Genomic DNA, 23,987 nt, shown 5'->3' on the forward strand with positions numbered 1-23,987 from the left:
TTAAACTTAGTAACTTTTCAAAAAATCAGCCAGCATCAATACATCAAAATAGCCATTTCCTTCCATTTGTCTTTTAAGTTTCAAATCAGAAGTGATGATAATTTTAGGCTCATTATCTGGGATTTGCCAAGCTGTTTCAAACAAATATCGGTCGCTATTATAATTTGTACCCAACTCGTTTAGTCGTTTGTCTATTTCATCAGGAATAGATTTATTTTTTTCTACCAAAACACACCTCTTATTATTTCTCAAAACTGCGCCAATAAATTGTTTAAAGTATTGATAAGTAGGAAACTGTTGATTGTCCTTAGCAAATTTATAAATCTTGGCTTCAAATGGACTTCCAGTCTGAACATATAGTACATCTCCGCGCTGTAAAAACCTATTTAAAAACTGCTCAAGTTGTTTTTTTTCTCCACCAGATGCTTTCCGCAAAAAATACTCAGGAAGCCATTCATTTACAACCAAATACATTAGGCTATTTTGAAAAAGGTTTCCAAATTTTTCAACTCAGACTCATAAAAATTTTTGAGTCCTCCTTCCAACTGCCCATCTGCATAAACTTTTTGGTGCTCAATGTGCGTACTTCTATCGTTTTTTGTCAAATAATAAACTTTCAAATCATCGGGCTGCAATTTCTTTTTTACGACCTCCGACAACAAACATGTAACAAAATGTTCGCTATGGGTAGAAAGTAAAAATTGTTTATCTTCTTCATAAGCGATTTCCACCAAGGCCTCCACCAGCTTTTCAATCATACTGGGATGCAGATGTATTTCGGGTTCATCAATACAAATAAATTTCTTATTGGGTTGTAATACCTTCGACAAAATCGTCACTAATTGGTTTGTTCCAGTCCCTTCATTGACTAAATTATTGACCAAACCTGTTTTTATATCTCGAGTTTGCAAGTAAAAAACTGCCGTATTGGGAATCACATGAACACTAAATGTCTTACCAGATATTTCTTCAAGATAATATGAAATCCTGCTTGACAAATCTTTATCTAAAGCAATTTTAGTAGCGATTTCATCTTCTGTAACAGTATCTATTTGTAAAGGCACCATCCCAAATGATGGTTTTGAGAAACCTCTCCGTACAGAAACAAGTTCAAAATTACTACTGAAATTATTTAATAAGTCTAACGATTCTTGAATTTCTTTAAAAGGACGGTTCGTTTCTTCATTATGAGAAACTAATAATTCTTTTAAAGTAAAACCATTATACTGTACTACTCCTACAAACTTTGGGAAGGTACTAAACTCAACCCATTTATTTAAAATGAAAGGCAAAGAAAAAGTCAATCTTTCAGAAGCTTCAAACGGTTGTCGAATCTCCAACTCTGCATTAACTTCGTATTTACCAAGCACTATCTTGTTATAAATATCGGTATTAAAATTTTTCAATTTAATACCGATAGCTATAGTGTCGTTATTATTCAAGTAATAAATCACATCCTCAAACCCGCCCATATTAATAATATTGGGAAGATTAAAAATGGCATCTAAAGGTCGGTTTGGATTAAATGCTAAATACTTTAAACACGCTAAGCCATACATTAAACTTGATTTCCCACTATTATTGCTTCCAGTCAATACCGTAATGCGCCCTAAATCTAAGGTTGCGTTTTCTATACTTCGGAAATTTTCAATATGTAATTCAGAAATCATGGCAATAAAAGCTTAAATCGTTTCCATTTCCACTACTTTTCCAATCAAAGTAGCCGACGAACATTCTGTTACTAGCACTTGTACGTAGTCTCCTTTTTTGAAATTTTCTTTCGGGAATACTACCACTTTATTTTGGTCATTTCGGCCACACAAGAAATCATCCGAGCGCTTTGATGGCCCTTCAACCAACACTTTGTGTATCTTACCTACAGCCAATTGATTGCGCTCGCTTGAGTGCTGCAATTGTACCGCAATCACTTCTTGCAAACGGCGTTTTTTTACGTCCTCCGCAATGTCATCTTTGAGTTTTTTGGCAGCTGGAGTTCCTGGGCGTTCTGAGTAAGCAAACATGTACGCATAATCGTACTTTACGTACTCCATCAGTGTCAACGTATCTTGGTGTTCTTCTTCCGTTTCCGAACAAAAGCCCGTAATCATGTCCGTTGAAATACCACAATCTACCCCTAAAATCTCACGAATACGGTCAATTTTTTGGATATACCAGTCACGGTCGTACGTACGGTTCATAATTTTCAGCACACGGCTGTTTCCGCTTTGCGCTGGCAAGTGGATGTATTTACAGATATTTTCGTACTTTTTCATTGTCCAAAGTACGTCATCGGTAATGTCTTTAGGGTGTGAAGTACTAAAACGTACGCGCAAATCTGGGCTAATGGTCGCGACCATTTCCAACAGCTGTGCAAAATTCACCATCGTAGGTAAATCATTGTTTTCGGCAGTTTCTTCTGTCCCTTTCCACTTATATGAATCCACATTTTGCCCCAAAAGCGTTACTTCACGGTAGCCTTCATCAAAGAGTTGTTGTGCTTCACGAACTACGCTAAAGGGATCGCGGCTACGCTCACGTCCACGGGTATAAGGTACTACGCAGAAGCTACACATGTTATCGCAACCACGCATGATACTGATATAAGCCGTGATTCCGTTGGAATTGAGGCGAATAGGTGATATATCGGCATACGTTTCTTCGCGAGAAAGAAATACGTTTACTGCTTTTTGGCCCGTTTCTGCCTCTTCTACCAACCGTGGTAAATCGCGGTAAGAATCGGGGCCTGCCACGATGTCAACAATTTTCTCTTCTTCTAAGAGCTTGGTTTTTAGGCGTTCTGCCATACATCCCAACACACCCACAATCATACCTGGGCGTTTTTTCTTCAACGTGTTGAGGTGTTTCAATCGGTTTCTAACTTTCTGCTCGGCGTTATCACGGATTGAACAAGTATTTAAGAAAACGACATCGGCCATGTCTTCCGAAGAAGTAGTGGCAAAATCGGCATTACGCATGACTGCGGCGACGATTTCGCTGTCCGAAAAATTCATCTGACAGCCATAGCTTTCGATAAACAGCCGTTTTTTTCCTGCCGCCAATTCTTCTTCACTCACTTTCACGACTTCGCACGCCTCTTTATCGCTTTCCGACAATATTTTTAATGTTGAGGTAATCATTCCAATAATTCGTTAAAAAAAAATTGAACCACAAAGGTACAAATTATAGACGACAAAACTGACAAAGTGGCAGAGTTTAACAAACTTTAAGGGGTTCACTCCCCAGGTTGCTGGGCTTTACCAATCTTCCTGTTCATCCAAAAATTGGCGGTGTGCGCGTTGTAGCTCTTGGAGTGTTTTGGTATTTTGTTGTTGGAGAGCCAATTGCATCCCTTTTTGGTACAATGCCTCGGCCCGTTCGAGGTTTTCGAGGGCCGCATACAACGCCGCAGCATGGTAATACGTTGGTAAATACGAAGGATGCTCGTCCAGCAAAGTATCAAAATAGACTTTGGCCTTTGCCGTGTCTTTGTTTAGATACTCCATCGCCAACGCATACGCATTAAAAGGGTCTTGAGAATCTTCTTCGTAAAATTGAAGCAGTAATTCGAGTCGGTTATTGTCCATAAAAAATTATTATGCAAGCATACTATTTTTAAACCTTGTGCTTTATATATTTGCACCAACAAAATAAATCTCCTTAAAGTTATATTTCAAATAATCCCGACGAAGCACATGAAAATTTTAGTTTGCATTACCAACGTACCTGATACAACGGCCAAAATCAGTTTTACCGACAATGACACTAAATTTAACAAAGCAGGCGTGCAGTACATCATCGGCCCATACGATGACTACGCCCTTGCCAGAGCCGTTGAATTGAAAGAAAAGCTGGGAGGAACCATCACTGTTTTGAACGTAGGCGAAGCCGAAAGTGACCCTCAAATCCGTAAAGCATTGGCCATTGGTGCCGACGATGCCATTCGTGTCAATTGCGACCCGCAAGACTCGTACTTTACCGCTGCCCAAATTGCAGCCATCGCCAAAGATGGCAGCTATGACTTGATTTTGATGGGACGCGAATCCATTGATTTTAACAGTGGAGTTGTTCACAGTTTGGTGGGCGAAATGCTTGGAATTCCGTCGTTTTCTCCTGTAATGAAACTTGATATTGAAGGTTCTACCGCCAAGTTTGCCCGTGAAATTGAAGGAGGTAAAGAAAACTTGGAAGCGCCGCTTCCGTTGGTACTCGGTTGCCAAGAGCCTATCGCTGAATGGAAAATCCCTAACATGCGTGGAATTATGACTGCTCGTACGAAGCCCTTAAAAGTGGTTGAACCAGTGGCCGTTGACGAGCTTGCGACCTTGGACAAATACACCTTGCCAGCCCCTAAAGGTGCTTGTAAGATGATTCCTGCCGACCAAGCGGAAACCCTCATTTCATTGCTCAAAACAGAAGCGAAGGTGTTGTAAAAACTGTCAATTTTCAAACGCAAAAAACTTAGAAATCATGTCAATTTTAATATTTGTAGAACTCGACAACGGTAGTATCAAAAAAACATCTTTGGAAGCCGTTGCTTACGGGGCAGAAATTGCCAAAGTAAAAGGAACAACCGCCACTGTATTGGCCATTGGCAATGCCGAAGCGTCAGAATTAGCCTCCGCAGGTGCGTACGGAGCCAGCAAAGTTTTGCACGCCAACGCGTCAGAATTAGCCACTGAAAATGCCATGGCTTACGCCTCGGTATTGGCCGCCGCAGTGCAGCAAGAAGGAGCTGAGGTTGTTATTTTACCAAAATCAGGTTTGTGTGATTCGATGGGGGCACGTGCCGCCGCTAAATTAGGCGCAAGCATTGTATCAGGCGTCACTGAGCTGCCCGATTTGACCGACGGTTTTAAAGTAAAACGCAGTATTTATACGGGAAAAGCCTTTGCGACAGTCTCGGTAAAAGGAGCAATCAAAATCTTGGGAATTAAGAAAAATGCCATTGAGGCCATTGCTGGCAGCGGAAGTGCCGAGGTTGTTGGCTTCTCTCCTGCCCTTGGTGGTGGCGATTTTGTGGCAAAAGTAATAAGCCAAGAAAAAGCCAGCGGCGAGTTGTCGTTGACCGAAGCCGACATTGTGGTGTCGGGTGGACGTGGAATGAAAGGCCCTGAGCATTGGCAACCGCTTCTCGACTTGGCACAGTCACTTGGTGCAGCTACGGGTTGTTCAAAACCAGTTTCTGACCTTGACTGGCGTCCTCACCACGAGCACATTGGTCAAACAGGTATCAAAGTGGCTCCTAATTTGTACATTGCGTGCGGGATTTCGGGAGCCATTCAACACCTTGCGGGCGTCAACTCTTCCAAAGTGATTGTGGCTATCAACAAAGACCCCGAAGCGCCATTTTTCAAAGCCGCCGACTATGGTATCGTAGGTGATGTATTTGACATTTTACCTCGCTTGACCAAAGCGGTGAAAGAGAGTAAATAAAAGGCAAAGGGCAAGTAGGCAAGAGGCAAGTTTGCCCCTTGCTAATTTGCTTTTTGCCCTTTGCTAATTTGTTTCTTGCCCTTTGCAAGTTTGCCCCTTGCTCTTTGCTAATTTGCCTCTTGTCTTTTACTAATTTGAAACTTCGTTGAAAGTTCCACTGTTACAAACCTGCGGGAGAAAAGAAAGCCTTTTCAAATCCCCGCAGGTTTATTATTTTTGTGTCCTAAAAAAAGCCGTGCTTTAGCATTTATCATAGTGGAAAAAATAAAACTTGAAATTTTGGGGCTTTCCCCAAGCCAATCCCAAACTGGTTCGTTTGCTTTGGTGTTGGGAGAAGAATACGGGAACCGTCGTTTACCGATTATTATTGGGATGTTTGAAGCGCAAGCCATTGCGATAGAAATAGAAAAAATCCAGCCCAATCGTCCCATGACCCACGACTTGTTCAAGTCGTTTGCAAAGGCATTCAATTATTCAGTCAGTGAAATTATTATTTCGGATTTAAAAGAAGGTATCTTCTTCGCACGTTTGCAATGCACTGATGGCATTCGTGATACGGTCATTGATGCGCGCCCTTCTGATGCCATAGCCATTGCACTTCGTTTCAATGTACCAATTTATACGTACGAAACCATTTTGTCGGAAGCAGGTATAACCTCTGGCGCACAAACTGATGCCGACGAACCCATCGAAGAAATTGTACAGTCGTCAAAGCCACGTTCATGGACTGACCAAATCAAAAACATGAGTTTGGAAGAGCTCCACAAAGTGTTGGAACAATCTCTCAACAACGAAGAATACGAAAAAGCCGCTAAAATTCGTGACGAAATAGCCCGTCGGAATTAATTTCGCCTGTTTTTTAAAATTATAGCTCACCAAAAAAGCCCCGTGAAGACGAGGCTTTTTTGGTAAATGGCAAATTAGGCTTCCCGTCTGACTATCGTCTGACGTGTGTCTCTCGTCTGACTATCGTCTGACGTTTACCTCGCGTCAGACGATAGTCAGACGCGAGGCACAGAGAAAATTTTTACTTTTTCTTCTTAGTAGGCAATACAGGCACTGGAATTTTTGAGGCAAACTCAGCGGCGCCTTTTTCGATGGCATCTTTAAAGAATGGGAAAGAAGTATCGTTGCTCGACTGACCCAAATCCAACGCTTTTTTCGCCAACGGTGCTGCTTCAGCAAAGTTACCTAACTTAGCCAAAATCTGGGCTTTCGTCCAAACGTTACGGAAAGTCTCTTTGTAAGCAACCGCTTGGTTGACCATCGAAAGGGCTTTTTGGAGGTTGCTTCCTTTGCCCAACAAATACGTTGCACCCGCGTTCATGTTGTTAGCACTTGCTTCCGCTGCTTTATCAATGGCTGTTTCCACAATTTTAGTCGTAGGAATTGCCAACAATGGGCTTACTTTCACTTTGTCCCATTTGATGTCCAAATTAGCCGTTGAATCCGTAATGTTTGAGAAACTTATTTCAAACGATTCCGTCATGGCAGCTTGCTCAGGCTTCACCGATATACGGGCCACGTCGTCTGCTTGTTTGTATTGTTCGGGCGCAGTAGCTGCTGATTTATTGATAATTACCGTCCACGCATCCGCATTTGGAATGCTGTAAAGGAAGTACTTACCCGCTGGAACCGTTTTACCATCCAACATAATATCCGTCGAAAACTCAATGGCAGTTGCTTGGTTGGCACCTGTGCGCCAAAACTGTCCATAAGGAACAAGTTTACCAAACACCTCACGGCCTTTTACGGCTGGGCGAGAATATTTTACCGTAATGTCAGTGACTCCTACAGTTTGCATCACTGTCGCTGCTGGACTAGGTTGTGGGGTACGGATTTGGGACATAGCCATACCGCTAACAAAAGTTAAAGCAGTGATTACCAACGATTTTTTCATCTTTTTAGGTATTTTATTAAATAAATTTGGGAAATTTTCGAGGCGAAGATACGGAAAAGAATGTGATAGATTCCATACCTTCGTCCCTGAATATTGTGCAATTTAAACAAACGTATGAACCGTACTCCACTTCTTCAACTCCTCCAAGCGTACCAACCCGCCGACACCGAAGAACAACGCATGTGGCTCGAAACCATTGAATTTGTGAAACAAAATCCTGCGTGTTTTGAGCGCTCACTCCAGATTGGTCACATCACAGGTTCTGCTTGGGTGGTGGACGAAACAGGGCAGTTTGTCCTGCTGATGCACCATCGAAAACTCGACCGCTGGTTTCAACCTGGTGGCCATGCCGACGGCGAATGGGATATCTTACAGGTAGCGATGAAGGAAGCACAAGAAGAAACGGGCTTAGGGTCGGTTGAAGTCGTGTCTCATTCAATCTATGATGTGGATGTTCACCTAATCCCTGCGAATGCCAAAGATCCTGCCCATTTTCACTACGACATACGTTTCATACTGCGTGCCAATAAATCTATACCCTTGAAAATCAACAATGAATCCAAAAACTTGGTCTGGGTTCCGCTGGAAGAGGTAGCGCACTACAATAACTCTGAATCTATTATGCGCATGGCACGCAAACAAAAATTAAGTACTTTTTTTGAGTAAAACAGGTAATTCCGCTTATCTTTGGTACTTTAAGTAGTGTATTCCAATCAGAACAAGTACCATCATGAAGCGTACCTTAACTCCATGTCGAAGCATGGCGGTTATGTGTTTGTTGTGGGTTCTAAACTCCCATCTCAGTAACGCACAACACAACAAAGAAGACCGCAATAATTATCCTTCGCCCCAAAACAACCCTAAAACCACCATTAAGGTGGACAAAGTACCTTTTGTTTTTTCGCCGCACTTGTCGTACAAAGAACAGAAACAGATTCAAATGAGTAAAAAACAGGTAGGCGGGATTACTTTTTCGGTTAAATCCGTTAAAAGTCAGCCCACTAATTACAAACAACCTACCCTCCGAAGTAAAAACAAGTTCCAGAAAAAAAGCCAAATGGTTGCTGATACGTCCGCGCCTTACGTGCGCTACGAGCTAAGTGACTCAACCGACCAATGAGGCCAATTGAGCAAGATTCGGATTGAATGTACTGCTGATTTCTGCCTATTTTTGCTGAAAGAAATCTCCCCAGAAATGGACACTATCAGCGAACAACAACACATTGATTACCAACGAATTGAAAAAGCAATTCGTTTTATTGAAGCTAATTTTCAGCAACAGCCGTCGTTGGCAGAAATTGCCGACCACGTTGCGTTATCGGAGTTTCACTTTAACCGACTTTTTAGCCGTTGGGCGGGGACAAGTCCACAGCGATTTTTGCGTTTTTTAACCAAAGAATTTGCCAAAGAACGCCTCGCCCAGTCGGCCAATTTACTTGATACCACCCTTGAAGCAGGCTTATCGAGCACCAGTCGCTTGCACGATTTGTTTGTGACCTACGAAGCCATGACTCCCGCAGAATTTAAAAACAAAGGTGAAGGGCTTACCATCCACTTCGGCATCCATGAAACGCCTTTCGGGGCTTGTTTTATTGCAGTTACGGCTCGGGGGGTAATGGAATTGCGATTTTTGGAGGAAGATGAAGCTGAACCGCTCACCCGTTCGCTCCAGCAGGAATGGATAAATGCCACCTGGATTCACACGCCCGAAATCACGCAATCTACGGTCAATCAGATTTTTGATGTTTCCCATGACGCGGCACAGCCCATTACAGTTTTATTGCGCGGCACCAATTTTCAAATCAAAGTTTGGGAAGCCTTGTTATCCATCCCAAAAGGACAACTAGCTAGTTATGAGCAAATTGCCCAACGAATCGGTCAACCTTCTGCCCACAGAGCCGTAGGAACTGCCATTGGAAGTAACCGCATTGCTTATCTGATTCCTTGCCATCGGGTTTTGCAAAAAGTCGGGGGAATTGGGGGCTATCGCTGGGGTATTACCCGAAAAAAGGCAATTTTGGGCTGGGAAATGAGCCAGATTTCGTAAAAAAAAGGCGAACTTTGCGGCCAAAATCAAGATTTCTTTTTTCATGACTTCTCCCCTTATTGCTCCTTCGGTTTTGGCCGCCGACTTTGCTAATCTCCAACGTGATGTTGAAATGCTAAATGCAAGCGAAGCCGATTGGATTCACGTTGACATCATGGACGGTGTGTTTGTGCCCAACATTTCATTTGGACTTCCCGTCACGGCTGCCATTAAGAAACACGCTCAAAAACCGCTGGATGTTCATTTAATGATTGTGCAACCTGAGCGCTACCTTGCCGCCTTTCGTGAAGCAGGAGCCGAGGTCTTGACAGTTCATTACGAAGCTTGCCCGCATCTTCACCGTACTATTCAACAAATCAAGGACTTAGGAGCCAAAGCAGGGGTTGCCCTTAACCCCCATACGCCCGTAAGCGTTCTCGAAGACGTCATTGCCGATTTGGATTTGGTACTAATTATGTCCGTCAATCCAGGTTTTGGTGGGCAAAAGTTCATCGAGCGCACGTACGAACGCGTTCGCCAAGCCGCTGCCCTGATTGAGAAGCAAGGAAGTCAGGCGGTTATTGAAATCGACGGTGGAGTGAACCAAGAAAACGCCCCACTCCTCTACCACGCAGGTGCTCGGGCCTTGGTAGCTGGCAGCTTCGTGTTCAACGCCCAAGACCCTATCGAGACGATTGCTCAGCTTAAGAAGGTTTAGTAGGTGAAGCAAGGCTTTGTTGCATACCTTAGGACAGAATTTAAGCATCTGTTCAAGAAGCTATGCAACAAACCTCCCCAAGCGTACGATTACCTGATTCTTCAGACCCTTTACAAAAAGTTTATCTTCTCTCATTTCGGCACTAATAATATCCCCTAAAGAACATTCGAGAGCATAAAATAGAATGTTATCTATTTGTATTTCACATTGTTAACCAATAGGAAACGCATAGATAATAAAGCTTATGGCTTGTATTGCACGCTTGTTTTTATACTGCGCTACAGCGCGATTGAGCGGTTAAGACTATTCTTGAGTTTTTTTGAACTGGGCTGCTTTAGCCTCGCTTTGAGGCACTATTTAGGCACGTATCACAGGCACTTTGCTTATGTTTAGTGCGTAGTCTTTAAGACGACGCAAAACTTTTTGATGTTTTATTTTTAGAATGCTGTGATAAAAACTCAAGGTTAGAGACTTTTCTATTTAACCTCCCAAATAGAAAACCAAATATTTTTATTTTTATCAATGGAAACTCTTATAGTAATTCTCAATTCGCTCTCACCATTCTCAACAGGAAGATAAAAGGAAATAAAGTACTCGGATAGAAATGTTTTTTTTGGAAACTCTATTTCTACTAATTCGTAATTAAAAAAATATTCTTTATCAGCCAATATCAGCTGATCTGGATATGATTCAATCACAGAAATTATTTCTTTCGTAATACCTTGTTTGTCAAAGCTATAATCATTTAATTCATTGTAATTTTGACCGATTAAGCATTTTACGAGACAGTATGAAATGTTTGCGAATGAAAAGAAAGAAGAGTCCATTTTATTAACTATTATCGTTTTACTCTAGTTTTTGGATAATTTGTAGGTGTTGAAAGGGTCATATTTAGCTTTCCCATGAAATATTTGTCCGCTTCTCTAACAAATATTTTAGCATCATTTCTTGATACCCCTGCGTTTCTTAAAGCTCGATATGCTATTCTTCTCTCTGCCCCATAAGTTCCACCACCTATTGTTTTATTTTGGGTTTGAGTAGCAATATTATGCTCCGTGCCTATAACATTTGCTTTACCTTTCAAATGTACATTAGGAGCATCCCGATATTTATAGCCAGGTATATTCCTAACAGCGGCATCTTGAATAATATGGTGTGCCTGCTCGTACTTACCAGTAAGTGCTTTCCAAGCGCCAAATGCTCTTTCACCTACAAACTCTACCCCTTTCTTGACAGCACTACCACTCACTACAGGTAAAGCAGCCCCCAAATGCGCACTAACTTTATCAAAAGTAGACGCTGATGTTCCATCTAAGTTAATAGCATTGCCACCTCTGGTTATATTGGTGGCTATGACTGTTGCATCATTAAAATCTGTATAACTCAGAATTTTTTTCCCTAAGTCAATCAGAGAGTTGCCAATATCGTTTTCGTGACCTAAAAAAGCTCTTTGTAACTGCCCATGTGATGTACGATCATTTTCTGGGCAATCTGGACATTGTCCGTCTGGGTCAGTATATTTGATGGGATTGTTCCAGCCGTAAGCGTAAGGGCTTTTATCTAATTGTACTGGTTCATCAGCCAGCGGGTCAATACTAAACCATCTTCCCACTGCTCCATCATACTGCCTTGCACCATAATCCAGCAAACCTGTCTCTGGTTGTAACTCTTTGCCGTTGTAGGTGTATTTATTTACAGTTCTATCTACGGCATCAATAGCTAATCCAAAAGCGTAATAATCATTTCGTTGCACTACCTCGCCTTGCCCACTCACTACCACCCGGGTATTGCCTAAGTGGTCAGTCACATAGTACTGGTACTCCCCTACGGTAGCACTTTGAAAGATATACTGACCCTCGCACGTGTATATAATTATGGTTTTTGACTCGCTTTAGGGTACATTTTAGGCACTCACCGTGTCACAGACACTCCGTTTATGTTTAGTGCGTAGTCTTGAAGATAACGAACAACGGTTCTGGTTTTTGTTTTTTAGAACACTACGACGAACTGGTGGGTTTTTAGGCGCTTACCATGTCACAAATACTTTACTTATGTTTAGTACGCAGTCTTCCGTTGGAAGCCAACGCACAACGTTTGTTATGCTATGCACAACAGTTTTAGTAATGGCTTAAATAACTTCAAAAGAATTATTTACTTTTCTCTCCAACTCCGTTCCAACATTTAAATTCAAGTATGGTATGATATAGGGATCGTAATTAGCAATAGTGTTTACATCATATATCATCAAATTTTCTGGATTGTTGATATATTCTTCATTTTCAGTTCCTGAAAAAAAACGCCAGCCGCTATCAGTATCAAAGTCGGGCGTTTCTCTGTACATATAACCAATTTCATATCCTTCGACAGTGACTTTGTCAGAAGCAATACAACTACCCATACCAGAAACTAGTTTTTTAATATATTCTGGTTGAATTTTAAAAGTCTTTTTTATCATTGTTTTTTCTCATATTTATGACTTCTGTTTGCCTTTCTATCCTCTAACTGGTACAAATTGGGGTTGTTTTCAGCTTCTATCACTTCTTTCCTTGTTCTCCCTTGTTCCTCGTGCATTTGTTTTCTGGATCTCCATTCATTACCTATGCCCCAAATCAATTTCACCGTCTTTTAATGGTTCTTTTGTATTTGGGGCTATCATTTCACCTTTTTCATTTCTTGGCTGATTTTCTTTTACTTTTTCAAGTGTAGATTTTCTTGGTTTTACTCGATTATATGTTTTTGCCCCCTCTCCTGCATCATCGGCCACGCCCAGCAATTTCTTCCCACCTTTATAGACATCTTTCACATCTCCCGCACTTACAGGCAATGCCTCTGATAGTAAGCTTAATCCTGCTCCTACCTTCTCCCAACCACTTGCATTTTTGTCTGTGAGGGTATTGGCATTATCTACAATATCACTAAAAGCGTCTGCCCAGAAGCTCCTTTTTTGAGGCTTGTTACTCCCTCTTTGGCTACTACTTTGCTTACTTTGAAAACTGCTTTGGCGGCTTTTGTCCAAATGCTTCGCCCATCGGGGTCAATATTATTTACGGGGTTGTTGTAAGTATAATGATATGGAGACCATGCTAAATACTTCTCTGCCAGAGGGTCAATTCCAAACCATCTTCCCACTGCTCCATTATACTGCCTTGCACCATAATCCAGCAAACCTGTCTCTGGTTGTAACTCATTGCCGTTGTAGGTGTATTTATTTACAGTTCTATCTACGGCATCAATAGCTAATCCAAAAGCATAATAATCATTTCGTTGCACTACCTCGCCTTGCCCACTCACTACCACCCGGGTATTGCCTAAATACTACTAAAATAACAAAGCTCAAAAAGTTTTTCAAATCACAATACTCTCATTTTTTAGGTTGCTAATTTCAGTCTGTTAAAGGTCACCCCAAAAATCACAAAATTTTGACAATTTCTCTCAAAAACTGTAACTTGGTGGCTTAGTTTTTCAAACTACCGATATGGCTCACCAATACGTTGACTTTATTTCTGACGAGCATTTGCTCAAGTGCATCCAAAATTTGCATAGTTCTTACTTAAAAGCAAAAAATAACATCAGTAAGAAGAGTTTTTACAGTAACAAAGTTGATACCATTAAACTGACTTTTGACGCTCAGTTTAATGGTATCAACCAAGAAGATTTAATTCAATCTGAAATTCTAAGGCAAATAGACAAATCTATTAACAATTCTATTGGCACTTTCCATGAGCAAATTTTAGGTGGAATCAATGGCTACGAAATTGGCAATTTAAGTGGGTTTGATATTAAAGCAACAGATAATACGCTATTTGCTGACATCAAAAACAAGCATAATACGATGAATAGTAGTTCGTCTGAGGCGTTATTCCAAAAATTAGCTCGATACGCAGACGACTACAAAAAAGCCAAATGTTACTGGGTTCAAATTTTATCAAAAGGAAGCTTTAATGAACACTGGAAAGGCGAAATTAATGGCAAAGAATATAGCCATAGTCGCGTATTTAAAATTTCTGGTGACCAATTTTACGCCCTTTTGTCTGGACAACCTAATGCCCTTTTGCAATTGTACAAAGCATTGCCATTAGCAATAAAAGACTACCTCAACGCTATAAATGCGGACAATATCATTGTTGAGAATTCAGCATTAGATGAAATAAAATCTGAAATTGACGAGTCAAAACGTTCGATTCTTGACCAAATCACGTTTGAAAACTACAGTTATTACTGGGGATTTAATGAGTTATGATATTCGTTTAAAAACTTAACAATAGAATACCCAACTTCACGACCCAAATTTACGGGCACTGCATTTCCAATTTGTTTATACTGTTGCGCTAAGGAACCAGCAAATCCCCAATCATCTGGAAAGGTTTGAATACGAGCGTATTCACGCACAGTAAATGGCCTTGTTTCTTCGGGATGACAACGTTCCGTTTGTTTTTGAGCAGGACTACAAGTAAGTGTTAGACAGGGTTCATCCCAGCCAATTCTTCTTGCTATTCCTGTTTTACCGCCACCTAAATAGAAGCTACCTCCCATAAATTCTTTTTGAATTTCAAGCGGTAAATCACGCCAATAACCTTTTTGTGGTACTAAATCTAAAACAGCCTTTTTACTCATTGGATATTTTGCACCATTTGATGTTGGAACATCACAATCAAACAGCTCGCCTTGCTTCAAAGCATCCTTTAGATTATATATTTTTTTGTATGGTTTTGGATACAGATATTCAGTATCAATATCTTTTCTTACACCAACTAAAATCAACCGTTCTCTTTTTTGTGGGACTTTATAATGAATGGCTTTTAAAACTTGAACAGGAACAACTTTATAACCAATCTCATCCAAAATAGAAATCATTCCTTGCAAAGTCTTCCCATTATCATGACTCAACAATCCTCTCACATTTTCGCCAATGCAAATAAGTGGGTTAGTTTCTTTGACAACACGGGCAAACTCGTAAAATAGCGTTCCCCTGGCATCGGCTAAGCCTAATTTTTTCCCCGCATAACTAAATGCTTGGCACGGGAAACCACCCGTAACAACATCTACTTGTCCATTAAATTCTGAAAAATCAAAATTCTTAATATCTCCTTCCAGCACTCTCCAATTGGGGCGATTATTGCGTAAGGTTGCACAAGCAAATTTGTCTATTTCATTCAAGGCTACGCATTTAAGGCCAGCCTGTTCCATTCCAACGGCCAACCCACCAGCGCCTGCAAATAACTCCAAAACTTTATAGTCTCTTTGAGGGGAAACATAATTAGAAACCGTCTCACGGGTATCCAAATGGACAAAATCAGAGAATAACTCTAAAACTTCCGTTTTTCTGTAAACACGATAGTTGCTCATAGGCTCTCTTACGGCTGACAATTTTCCTTCTCTATCCCAACGTCTTAGGGTTTCTTTATTTTTTCCAAGCAATTCAGCTGTTTCAGAGAGTGTCAAAAATTCATCCATAACCAAATTATAAAACATTATATATTGGTTACAAATTTAGCTTTTTTTTGAATTCAAAAAACAACCAACGAAAAATTAGTTTGGACTCACCTCCCAATAAACACCCCCGACCGCTTCCCTGTCGATTTTTGGGCGTGATATACTTCTTCGCCATTGACCCAAACCCGTTCGATGCCCGAAGACAAGGCCGTTGGGTTTTGAATGGACGCATTGCCATTGACTCGATTGGGGTCAAACAATACCAAGTCGGCATAAAAAGCGGGCTGAATGAGTCCTCTTTGCCGAATGCCTAGGTTTTCTGCCGTCAAGGAAGTCATTTTCTGAATCGCCGTTTCTAGGGGCATGAGTTGTTTTTCACGAACATAGTTTCCCAACACCCGAGTAAACGCCCCGTACCCGCGAGGGTGCCCACCCCAACCTCCATCCGAACAAATAGTCGTAAAAGGCCACGCCAAAAAATTGGCGACGTCTTCTTCACTCATGGATTTTCCCATGATGGTTTCGGTACTTCCCTTAAAATCAGGTTTTTTTTCGTCAAAATCGGCCGCTTCGGCAATCAGCCCCATGAGCGTTTTGGACGTTGTTTCTTTTCGGATAGCAGCAATTTCTGAGATGGTTTTCCCCACGTACGCAGCGTTGGGGGCATACCTCACCAATACCGAACCCGAGGGGTCAAATAATTGGTTAACGGCAAATTCGGCACTTTCAGCGTTGGTATAATCCCGTTTTGGAAACAACACCCGCAAAGTTGAATTCCAAAAATCGTAGGGATAACAATCGGCAGTAATGTTGATTCCTTGCGCTCGCGCTTTTTGCAAGGTCCCCAACACTTCCCGCGAACGCCCCCACTGATCGCGTTTGGCTATTTTAATGTGAGAAACCTGGACGGGCATCTTGGTTTGCCGTCCAATCTCAATGATTTCGTCCAAGGCTTCGTCAAACCCAATGTCTTCGCTGCGAATGTGGCTTATGTATCTTCCGCCTGCTTTGGCTGCGACTTTGGCCAATTGCAGCACCTCATCACGGTTGGAAAAAAAGGCAGATTCATATTCCAAACCCGTTGCCAACCCCAACGAACCTTTTTCCATCTCGGCGTTGAGTTCGCGCTTCATTTTCTCAATTTCGTCCGTTTTTGCGGTTCGGAACAAGCTTTTTGCCCCCATCGCTTTGGCACGTAGGGTCGAGTGCCCTGTGTAGGTCGCCACGTTGACTGCCACGGGCTGTTGCTTCATTCGCTTTTGGAGGGTGTCTATTGGATAGCTACTTCCATCTTGCCCAATCACTATGGTCGTAATTCCCTGACTTACTAGGGCTTCGGCATCAGGGCGGTTTTCTAGTCCGCCAAAATGATGGCTGTGGGCATCAATAAACCCAGGGGCTAACACCCATCCGTTGGCATTGGTCACTTTCTCTCCCCCATAAGGCTGCAAATCACCAACTTCCCAAATAAGGTTATTTTTGATACGAACGGCGCCCGCATAAGAGGCAATACCCGTTCCATCCACGATTTTAGCGTTGGTAATGAGTTCAGTAGTAGGGAGTTTGGCAATTTTTCCTTCTAAAATCTGTTGCGCTACCCGAATCGCCGTTCCGTCTTCCGAGCTCGTGAGGGCAATAAACGTCCATTTCTGCGCTAGGTGCCGTTCAATAATCGTTTGAAAGCCAACCCAACCTCCCGTATGCGAAACTTTCATTCCTTCTTTATCTAATCCCCACCCAAAGCCATACCACGAAAACGAGCCATCGTTGAGTTTGGCAGGCTTAAAAGCATCTTGCAGTGTCGCTTTTTTAATCAGTTTTTCGGTCAACAATGCCTGTTCCCAAATCAACAAATCTTCGACAGAAGAATACACATTTCCATCGCCCCAAACTCCGTCTAAACGTATCAAATCATTGGGCACATATTTCCCATTTACTCGTTTGGAGCCATAGACCCTATTTTCGGGCGATTTGGGCATGGTGAGGGTATAGATGTAGGTATTTTTCAATCCCAAGGGTTGCACAATTTTCCGTTCAAGATAGCGCTGAATAGGCTCAGCTGTCAATTTTTCGATTAGACACGCCAACAAAATATACCCTGTATTACAGTACGAAAATTGAGAATTGGGTTGAAACCGCAACGGTGGGCGGTGGTTTTTGAGCAATTTTAAAACCCCTTCATTTGTTAAGGTATCAAGAGTAGTGTTGTACTGCGTTGCCAAATCGAAGTACTCGGGCAACCCGTGGGTGTGATTCAACAAATGCCGAATCGTGATGGTATCGTAGGGAAAATCGGGCAGGTGTTGTTTGAGCTTATCATCGTATTGGAGCTTCCCTTCTTCTTTGAGCATCATAACAATCATGCTCGTAAACTGCTTTGACACCGAAGCTAGATTGAAAGCGGAGGCAGTTGTTAAGGATTGAGTAGCATTGGCTGCTACCGTTCCAAACGCTTTTTTATACACCGTTTTCCCTTCTTTGGCCACCAAAAATGTCCCATTCAACATGCCACGTTGGTGGAGTAAGGTCAAAGAAGAATCTAGGGTAGCGAGTTTTTGAGCATTGGGTTGGGCCATTGCAGTACCCAGAGCAGTCAAGGCAAGACATAACCAGTAAGCCTTACGAGCCCATTGATGAAGTGTGCTGTACGAAGCCATTTTTTATTCGTTATAAAAAAAGCGTGAGACCGAAATGGGCTCACGCTTTTTAAAGTTATAGATGATACACAACTACTTTTTCAACGCCTTGGGCGTCAAAATCATACTCATGCGTTTACCTTCCAATTTTGGTTCAAGTTCTACTTTCCCCACCTCTTCCAATGCCTTGGCAAAGCGCTCAAGGAGTTTATATCCTTGGTCTTTGAATACAATCTCACGACCAGAGAATTGCACATACGCTTTTACTTTTGCTCCTTCTTTGAGGAAGTTAAGGGCATGTTTCAATTTAAAATCGTAATCATGATCATCAGTCGTTGGACTAAAGCGAATTTCTTTAATCACTACTTTCTGAGCATTGGCTTTGATTTCCTTTTGCTTTTTCTTTTGCTCGTACTTGAATTTTGAATAATCAATGACCTTACAAACAGGTGGAACAGCATTAGGCGAAATTTCTACCAAGTCTAAGTTTTGTTCCTCCGCCATTTTAAGTGCTTGTTGGATGTCAAAAATTCCTTGTGGAACATTTTCTCCAACCATCCGCACTTGTGGTACACGGATACGTTCATTAATACGGTACGGTTCTTCTTGTCTTACTGGGCGAAAAGGTCTGCGTTGTTGTTGAGCCATTCAATAATTAAATTATGGTAATCTTGTGTTTGATGCGAAAACTAACGAATAGTTGAATTTTCTACAAAAATTTGGTGAAAAAAGTTTAAAATTTAGTGCAAAGTTAAAATTTCTTGCGAAACTTCCAGCTTATTTGACTTTGAAAGTCGTAGTACCGATGCGAAAACCTTCACAATACAACTCAATCGTGTGTTCGCCTTTTTTCAACGGAACACCTGCTCTTGAGTAAATGATCGACCCTTGTGAACCGTCATTGCTGTAGTTAAGGGATTGTTTTGCGGTATATACAGTCTCGCGGCCACTGTACAAAAACGTACCCGAACCCGTCGCCATGTCTGCCATTACTGCTCCTTCAGGATCAAGGATTCTTAAATAAACGTCACGGTTTCCGTTTTTCGCAATTGGATTACCCGCCAAATCAAAATCCACTTTCAATTTGTCGATGCGTTTGGCACGGTAGCTTCCACCGTCGCGCTCTTTGCCTTTTGAAGAAACTGCATTTACTTCAATTTTTTCGGCTTTCAACGCAGACGCAATCGTTACTTTGTCAGAAAGTTCTTTGTTTTTGGTACTCAAATTACCCACCGAATCTTCAAACGTACGCTGTAAGTTTGCTTTTTCGCCCTCAAGTCCCGAAACTTTGCTTGAAAGTTCCTGATTTTGAGCGGTTACAATACCCAATTCTTCTTTCAACTTTGCAATGTCTTGGTCTTTCTGGGCCAAAATTGCTTCGTAGTTGGCAATTTTTTGTTTGTATTTTGACACATCTACCGACGCTGCCGTTGCTGAATTTTTCAACGCAGCCCGATCGCGGTCAAGTTGTTGTTTCAACGTAATCAATGAATCCACTTGTCCTCCTAATTGCTGTATTTCAGCGATTTTCAGGTCTAGTTGAGCCGAAATTGAGTCAAGTTTCATTTTGGTAGCCACGACTTCTTCCGTTTTTGCCGCAATCACCGTTTCTTGTTCTTTATTCTTTTCCCGTTCTTTGTAGAAAAAATAAATTAACACCACGTTGAGTAGCGCTAAAATCGCTAGTGCAGCAAGGAGCAGGCTTTTGCGGTCATTCTTTTGTCCTTGATTGTAGTCCATAATGTTTGTTAATTAGTTAGAGTAGTTACCGCCCAAGAAACGTGAGCCTTGGGAATTTATTGCGAAAAATAACAAAAAATTCAATGTCAGAAAATCAGCTCCCCCCCAACGAAGACGAGGAAGAAGAATATTACGAACATCACCGCATTGTGGCCGACAAAGGTCAGACCCTGATGCGAATCGACCACTACCTCAAACATCATCTTTCGGGAGTCACACGGACTAAGCTTCAAAATGCGATTGAGACTGAATCGGTCAAAGTTAATGATAAACCTGTAAAGTCAAGCTATAAAGTAAAACCGTTTGATATTATAACGGTTGCGATGCCACATCCGCCGAGGGTTACGGAGATTTTGGCTGAGAATATTCCGCTCTCAATCACCTACGAAGATCCCGAAGTACTGGTGCTCAACAAACCCGCAGGGATGGTCGTACACCCTGCGTATGGCAACTGGAACGGCACCGTGGTCAATGCACTTTTATATCATTTTGAAAATTTGCCTACGGGGCGAAACGGAGAGGCGCGCCCTGGCCTGATTCACCGAATCGACAAAGACACGTCGGGGCTGTTGGTCATTGCCAAAACCGAATATGCGATGGCCCACGTGGCCCGGCAGTTTTTTGAACACACCACTGAGCGTACGTATTACGCCATCATTTGGGGGATTCCTAAAGAAGAAAAAGGGACAATTGTAGGGCACATCGGCCGAAGTGCCCGCGACCGAAAAGTAATGGCCGTTTATACCGATGGAAGCCAGGGCAAGCACGCCGTTACCCACTACGAAGTACTTGCTACCTATAAATATGTATCACTTATCAAATGTAAACTAGAAACGGGGCGAACGCACCAAATTAGGGCACATTTTCAATTTTTGGGCCATCCGCTTTTCGGTGATCCTGTTTATGGTGGCGATAAAATCTTGCGCGGAACAACGAGCGGAAGCTACCGAGCTTTTGTGGACAATTGTCTGCAAATTATGCCTCGGCAGGCACTTCACGCCAAATCGCTGGGCTTTGTACATCCTCGTACCAAACAATGGTTACAGTTTGAGTCCGAACTGCCAGAAGATTTTACGACAGTGCTGGAAAAATGGGATAAATACGCCAATCAATAGCCCTTTTATTCCACAACACCCGAAAACAAATAAAGCCAGAGTAACCGCGCCATTCTGAAATTGAACGGAAACAATCCCAAAACGACAACGATACTCGCGATTAGGTTGGAAATGGCCAAGGCATCAAACTTAAATATCAGGATGCAAATGGCATAAACGATGGCCATTTCGAAGGTAGCAAGGGCATAACTAACGTACATAGCACCCCAATAAAACCCAGGTTCTTTGCTGAAGTTATGCCCGCAATGCGCACAACTTTCTTTCATCGTTGCAGGGCGAAAGGTAAGTAAGTTATTGGTTGAAAAAACCTGACCTTGGTGGCATTTTGGGCACTTATTTTGAACGACGTGAATGAGTGACATGGTTGTATTTGTTTTTTGAAATACAAAAATACGGTCAAGGACAGAAAGATTTGGTTTACTTTTGTAGCAAAAAATAGGACAATACAGACATCATTGAAATAAACATGAAAGATATTCCTATTTATGGCATCACAGAGTTTACCGAAGCAGACCTCTCCAAGGTGTTGTATGTCAATAACCTAAAAAAACACCTAGCTACCCACCAATTTGTCAACCACCCTCATAAACATAGCACGTACATAACTGTTTTTTTTACATCTGGCGAAGGCACGCACGAAATTGATTTCCAAACCTACCCCGTACAACCTGGTAGTTTGTTTTTACTAACTCCTGGTCAAGTGCATTGTTGGAATTTGTCAGATGATGCCGACGGGTTTGTCGTTTTTCATACCGAAGAGTTTTATAACAATGCTTTTTTAACCCGAAAAATAAGCGATTTTCCTTTTTTTTACCTGCAAACCAACTATCCTGTTGTCTATCTTTCATCGGTAGAACAGCCCCTTCTCTCTTCAATTTTTGAATGGATTTATGAAGAATCGCAGCACGAACGTCCGTTTAAATCCCAAAAACTTATTTCACTGATAGATGTGCTTTATATCGAATTGGCGCGGGTTTATACTGACAATCGCCCTGTAAGCGATTATTACTCTCACAATTACGTTCAAATCAAAAAATTGGAAAAATTGATTGAAGAAAATTTCAGAACTTTAAAACTTCCCAAGGAATACGCGGACGCCATGAACATGACCACCCGCCACCTAACTAGGATTTGTCAGCAAAGCCTCAATCAAAGTACGGGGAAGTTGATTTTGACCCGTATCATCATCGAAGCCAAACGAATGCTGGTCCACAGCGACACTTCAGTGAATGCCGTTGCCGATTATCTAGGCTATGAAGATTACTCTTATTTCGTTCGGTTGTTTAAGAAAGAAGTGGGCGAAACACCCAAGCAATTTCAGCTTCGTTTGGCCTCCGAAAGAGCCTCAGAACGAGTGAGTCTTTTCTAAAAAATAACTATTTCAAAAATATATTGTATTTTATTAGGAAAAACGAATAAATAAACAGAAGTTCAACCTATCAATTGACGGTAAAGTTTTCGTACACACCCTGTTAGAAGCGAAGGTAAATTCATTTTCTTTCATCTAAACTCTTCCAAAATTATGAAAACTGTCATGTACGCTCTCCTTCTGTTTTTGTGTGCTTTTTCTTCATGTCAAACTGCCGATAGCAAGGCTGCTTCAAACCTAGACGAGGAAAAAGAGAAAAAAGCGATTATGCAAACGATTGAAAACGAAACGAACTGTTTTTTTAACGGTGACTACAATTGTTGGAAAGAAAATTTCATTCAAGCCAATTATGCTTTTCAAGTTTGGAGTGATGCAAGCGGTGCATTCGACCCAAAAATCGGCTGGAATGAGGTGGACGATAAAATTGGACGGTATATTGAAGACAACAAAGTAGGACAAGGCGGTAGTAATAACCCGAAAGTAATTCGTAAAGGAATGATTGTGAAGTTTTTCGGCGACAATGTTGCTTATTTAATTTGGCATCAGTACAATGCCGACAAGAAAATGAAGCATTTTATTCACAGTACCGAAACCCGTATTATGGAAAAACAAGACGGGAAATGGAAAATTGTGAATGTCACGGCGTTGTGGGATAGAAACCAAACTATCCCGATGGACAGCATCAAAGCAGAGTAATTTTACACTGAAACCTATGAGGTTTTTGACAAATTTTTTGATAAAACCTCATAGGTTTAATAACGACTAAGCCAATTCTTGGGCCGAAGCACGGTATTTTACTTCTACGTTGTGCAATTCAATCAACGGCTTCAAAAATTCCTCTAAGTAGTTAATATCCAGCTGACTAGCGGCATCACAAAGGGCCTCCGACGGGCACGTATGCGCTTCTACAAAAAGACCATCTACCCCTGCGGCCACGCCAGCACGTGCCAATACGGGCAAATACTCACGCGCTCCTCCTTTGCTGTCTTTCGACGGAATACCATATTTACGAATGGCGTGGGTCACGTCAAACACTACAGGATAACCCGTTTTGTTCATGTGGTAAAAACTACGTGGGTCCACAATCAAATCGTTGTAACCAAACGTATAGCCACGTTCCGTCAAGATAATTTGGTCATTGCCACTGTCTTCAATTTTTTTCACTGGGTGCTTCATGTTCTCAGGCGCCAAGAACTGACCATGCTTCAAATTCACCACTTTACCCGTTTTGGCAGCGGCCACCACGAGGGTAGTTTGCATACACAAATACGCGGGGATCTGAAGTACATCAACCACTTCGGCCACGGGAGCACATTGTTCAGGGTAGTGTACGTCGGTCAAAAGCGTGAAACCAAATTGCTCCTTCACTTTTGCCAAAATACGCATTCCTTCTTCCAATCCTGGCCCCATGTAGTAGTCTAGGCTACTGCGGTTGTCTTTCATAAACGAAGACTTGTAAATGATTTTGATTCCCAAACGTTCCGAAATTTCTTTCAAACGTTCAGCCACGGTCATCATAATTTTCTCGTCTTCAATGACACATGGCCCCGAAATCAAGAACAACTCGTCGGTTCCGCACTCAATATCGCCTACGCGAACGATTTTCTTTTGCATTTT

The 23,987-nt window shown here is 41.8% G+C and carries 28 protein-coding genes; 11 read left to right on the top strand and 17 right to left on the bottom strand.

Going from position 1 to position 23,987, the window contains the following annotated elements; genetic code table 11:
* Positions 1 to 6: 6 nt before the first annotated feature.
* The 4 genes from AC23N5_RS21360 to AC23N5_RS21375 all read right to left on the bottom strand — a co-directional run bounded on the left by AC23N5_RS21360 (position 7) and on the right by AC23N5_RS21375 (position 3,584).
* Positions 7 to 474, bottom strand: a complete 468-nt coding sequence (locus AC23N5_RS21360; RefSeq protein ID WP_487757176.1) for a hypothetical protein — start codon at positions 472 to 474, stop codon at positions 7 to 9.
* On the bottom strand, positions 474 to 1,670 hold the full coding sequence (locus AC23N5_RS21365) for an AAA family ATPase (RefSeq protein ID WP_487757177.1): 1,197 nt from the start codon (positions 1,668 to 1,670) through the stop codon (positions 474 to 476). Before AC23N5_RS21365 ends, AC23N5_RS21360 begins: the two co-directional genes overlap by 1 nt.
* 12 nt (positions 1,671 to 1,682) lie before the next feature.
* On the bottom strand, positions 1,683 to 3,137 hold the full coding sequence (gene miaB / locus AC23N5_RS21370; protein WP_487757178.1) for a tRNA (N6-isopentenyl adenosine(37)-C2)-methylthiotransferase MiaB: 1,455 nt from the start codon (positions 3,135 to 3,137) through the stop codon (positions 1,683 to 1,685).
* A 117-nt stretch (positions 3,138 to 3,254) separates the two neighbouring features.
* Positions 3,255 to 3,584, bottom strand: a complete 330-nt coding sequence (locus AC23N5_RS21375; protein WP_487757179.1) for a tetratricopeptide repeat protein — start codon at positions 3,582 to 3,584, stop codon at positions 3,255 to 3,257.
* Between the two features lie 108 nt (positions 3,585 to 3,692).
* On the opposite strand from AC23N5_RS21375, the gene AC23N5_RS21380 reads away from it, so the two are divergent.
* The 3 genes from AC23N5_RS21380 (at position 3,693) to AC23N5_RS21390 (ending at position 6,279) form a co-directional block, all read left to right on the top strand.
* Positions 3,693 to 4,430: an electron transfer flavoprotein subunit beta/FixA family protein gene (locus tag AC23N5_RS21380; RefSeq protein ID WP_183972965.1), complete on the top strand. Its 738-nt coding sequence runs from the start codon at positions 3,693 to 3,695 to the stop codon at positions 4,428 to 4,430.
* Between the two features lie 37 nt (positions 4,431 to 4,467).
* Complete coding sequence (locus tag AC23N5_RS21385) at positions 4,468 to 5,433, top strand: electron transfer flavoprotein subunit alpha/FixB family protein (protein WP_487757180.1); 966 nt, start codon at positions 4,468 to 4,470, stop codon at positions 5,431 to 5,433.
* A gap of 255 nt (positions 5,434 to 5,688) precedes the next feature.
* Positions 5,689 to 6,279 (top strand): bifunctional nuclease family protein, encoded by a 591-nt coding sequence (locus tag AC23N5_RS21390; protein ID WP_122934321.1) that lies wholly within the window; start codon positions 5,689 to 5,691, stop codon positions 6,277 to 6,279.
* A gap of 181 nt (positions 6,280 to 6,460) precedes the next feature.
* On the opposite strand, the gene AC23N5_RS21395 is transcribed toward AC23N5_RS21390, so the two are convergent.
* On the bottom strand, positions 6,461 to 7,333 hold the full coding sequence (locus tag AC23N5_RS21395) for a DUF2911 domain-containing protein (protein WP_487757181.1): 873 nt from the start codon (positions 7,331 to 7,333) through the stop codon (positions 6,461 to 6,463).
* A gap of 114 nt (positions 7,334 to 7,447) precedes the next feature.
* Between AC23N5_RS21395 and AC23N5_RS21400 the strand changes: the two genes are divergently transcribed.
* From AC23N5_RS21400 to rpe, 4 genes are all read left to right on the top strand, one after another.
* Positions 7,448 to 7,999 (top strand): NUDIX hydrolase, encoded by a 552-nt coding sequence (locus AC23N5_RS21400; RefSeq protein ID WP_487757182.1) that lies wholly within the window; start codon positions 7,448 to 7,450, stop codon positions 7,997 to 7,999.
* A gap of 64 nt (positions 8,000 to 8,063) precedes the next feature.
* The gene (locus AC23N5_RS21405) at positions 8,064 to 8,453 is read left to right on the top strand and encodes a hypothetical protein (protein ID WP_122930489.1); all 390 of its coding nucleotides are present in this window, start codon (positions 8,064 to 8,066) and stop codon (positions 8,451 to 8,453) included.
* 75 nt (positions 8,454 to 8,528) lie between these two features.
* The gene (locus AC23N5_RS21410; RefSeq protein ID WP_487757183.1) at positions 8,529 to 9,380 is read left to right on the top strand and encodes a bifunctional transcriptional activator/DNA repair enzyme AdaA; all 852 of its coding nucleotides are present in this window, start codon (positions 8,529 to 8,531) and stop codon (positions 9,378 to 9,380) included.
* Positions 9,381 to 9,423: 43 nt separating this feature from the next.
* Positions 9,424 to 10,077 carry a ribulose-phosphate 3-epimerase gene (rpe, locus tag AC23N5_RS21415; protein WP_487757184.1) on the top strand — a complete coding sequence of 218 codons (654 nt, stop codon included), beginning with the start codon at positions 9,424 to 9,426 and terminating at the stop codon, positions 10,075 to 10,077.
* 476 nt (positions 10,078 to 10,553) lie between these two features.
* Here rpe and AC23N5_RS21420 read toward each other — a convergent pair whose 3' ends face one another.
* From AC23N5_RS21420 to AC23N5_RS21445, 6 genes are all read right to left on the bottom strand, one after another.
* A complete protein-coding gene (locus tag AC23N5_RS21420) occupies positions 10,554 to 10,904 on the bottom strand; it encodes a hypothetical protein (protein WP_487757185.1) in 351 nt (116 codons plus the stop codon).
* A gap of 11 nt (positions 10,905 to 10,915) precedes the next feature.
* Positions 10,916 to 11,953, bottom strand: coding sequence for an RHS repeat-associated core domain-containing protein (locus AC23N5_RS21425; protein ID WP_487757265.1), 1,038 nt, complete (start codon positions 11,951 to 11,953; stop codon positions 10,916 to 10,918).
* Between the two features lie 252 nt (positions 11,954 to 12,205).
* On the bottom strand, positions 12,206 to 12,532 hold the full coding sequence (locus AC23N5_RS21430; protein WP_487757186.1) for a DUF2185 domain-containing protein: 327 nt from the start codon (positions 12,530 to 12,532) through the stop codon (positions 12,206 to 12,208).
* Positions 12,529 to 12,648 (bottom strand): GH-E family nuclease, encoded by a 120-nt coding sequence (locus tag AC23N5_RS21435; RefSeq protein ID WP_487757187.1) that lies wholly within the window; start codon positions 12,646 to 12,648, stop codon positions 12,529 to 12,531. The genes AC23N5_RS21430 and AC23N5_RS21435 overlap by 4 nt, the downstream gene beginning before the upstream one ends.
* 22 nt (positions 12,649 to 12,670) lie before the next feature.
* Complete coding sequence (locus tag AC23N5_RS21440) at positions 12,671 to 12,901, bottom strand: hypothetical protein (RefSeq protein ID WP_487757188.1); 231 nt, start codon at positions 12,899 to 12,901, stop codon at positions 12,671 to 12,673.
* A gap of 80 nt (positions 12,902 to 12,981) precedes the next feature.
* On the bottom strand, positions 12,982 to 13,368 hold the full coding sequence (locus AC23N5_RS21445) for an RHS repeat-associated core domain-containing protein (protein ID WP_487757189.1): 387 nt from the start codon (positions 13,366 to 13,368) through the stop codon (positions 12,982 to 12,984).
* A 184-nt stretch (positions 13,369 to 13,552) separates the two neighbouring features.
* Between AC23N5_RS21445 and AC23N5_RS21450 the strand changes: the two genes are divergently transcribed.
* On the top strand, positions 13,553 to 14,317 hold the full coding sequence (locus AC23N5_RS21450; protein ID WP_487757190.1) for an Eco47II family restriction endonuclease: 765 nt from the start codon (positions 13,553 to 13,555) through the stop codon (positions 14,315 to 14,317).
* Here AC23N5_RS21450 and dcm read toward each other — a convergent pair.
* The 4 genes from dcm to AC23N5_RS21470 all read right to left on the bottom strand — a co-directional run bounded on the left by dcm (position 14,293) and on the right by AC23N5_RS21470 (position 19,886).
* Positions 14,293 to 15,549, bottom strand: a complete 1,257-nt coding sequence (gene dcm, locus AC23N5_RS21455) for a DNA (cytosine-5-)-methyltransferase (RefSeq protein WP_487757191.1) — start codon at positions 15,547 to 15,549, stop codon at positions 14,293 to 14,295. The genes AC23N5_RS21450 and dcm overlap by 25 nt on opposite strands.
* Before the next feature lie 68 nt (positions 15,550 to 15,617).
* Positions 15,618 to 18,167 carry a serine hydrolase gene (locus tag AC23N5_RS21460; protein ID WP_487757192.1) on the bottom strand — a complete coding sequence of 850 codons (2,550 nt, stop codon included), beginning with the start codon at positions 18,165 to 18,167 and terminating at the stop codon, positions 15,618 to 15,620.
* A 72-nt stretch (positions 18,168 to 18,239) separates the two neighbouring features.
* A complete protein-coding gene (gene infC, locus AC23N5_RS21465) occupies positions 18,240 to 18,794 on the bottom strand; it encodes a translation initiation factor IF-3 (RefSeq protein ID WP_051397838.1) in 555 nt (184 codons plus the stop codon).
* Positions 18,795 to 18,923: 129 nt separating this feature from the next.
* The gene (locus AC23N5_RS21470) at positions 18,924 to 19,886 is read right to left on the bottom strand and encodes a hypothetical protein (protein ID WP_183972984.1); all 963 of its coding nucleotides are present in this window, start codon (positions 19,884 to 19,886) and stop codon (positions 18,924 to 18,926) included.
* Between the two features lie 83 nt (positions 19,887 to 19,969).
* On the opposite strand from AC23N5_RS21470, the gene AC23N5_RS21475 reads away from it, so the two are divergent.
* Positions 19,970 to 21,001 carry an RluA family pseudouridine synthase gene (locus AC23N5_RS21475; protein WP_487757193.1) on the top strand — a complete coding sequence of 344 codons (1,032 nt, stop codon included), beginning with the start codon at positions 19,970 to 19,972 and terminating at the stop codon, positions 20,999 to 21,001.
* 5 nt (positions 21,002 to 21,006) lie between these two features.
* Here the strand turns inward: AC23N5_RS21475 and AC23N5_RS21480 are convergent, their stop codons facing one another.
* Positions 21,007 to 21,363, bottom strand: coding sequence for a DUF983 domain-containing protein (locus AC23N5_RS21480; protein WP_183972987.1), 357 nt, complete (start codon positions 21,361 to 21,363; stop codon positions 21,007 to 21,009).
* 104 nt (positions 21,364 to 21,467) lie between these two features.
* Between AC23N5_RS21480 and AC23N5_RS21485 the strand changes: the two genes are divergently transcribed.
* Together AC23N5_RS21485 and AC23N5_RS21490 are read left to right on the top strand one after the other, a co-directional pair.
* Complete coding sequence (locus AC23N5_RS21485) at positions 21,468 to 22,370, top strand: helix-turn-helix domain-containing protein (protein ID WP_487757194.1); 903 nt, start codon at positions 21,468 to 21,470, stop codon at positions 22,368 to 22,370.
* 153 nt (positions 22,371 to 22,523) lie between these two features.
* Positions 22,524 to 23,066 (top strand): nuclear transport factor 2 family protein, encoded by a 543-nt coding sequence (locus AC23N5_RS21490; RefSeq protein ID WP_487757195.1) that lies wholly within the window; start codon positions 22,524 to 22,526, stop codon positions 23,064 to 23,066.
* Between the two features lie 66 nt (positions 23,067 to 23,132).
* On the opposite strand, the gene kdsA is transcribed toward AC23N5_RS21490, so the two are convergent.
* Complete coding sequence (kdsA, locus tag AC23N5_RS21495; RefSeq protein WP_487757196.1) at positions 23,133 to 23,984, bottom strand: 3-deoxy-8-phosphooctulonate synthase; 852 nt, start codon at positions 23,982 to 23,984, stop codon at positions 23,133 to 23,135.
* Between the last annotated feature and the right edge of the window lie 3 nt (positions 23,985 to 23,987).

The organism is Runella sp. R5_40, from assembly GCF_057652295.1.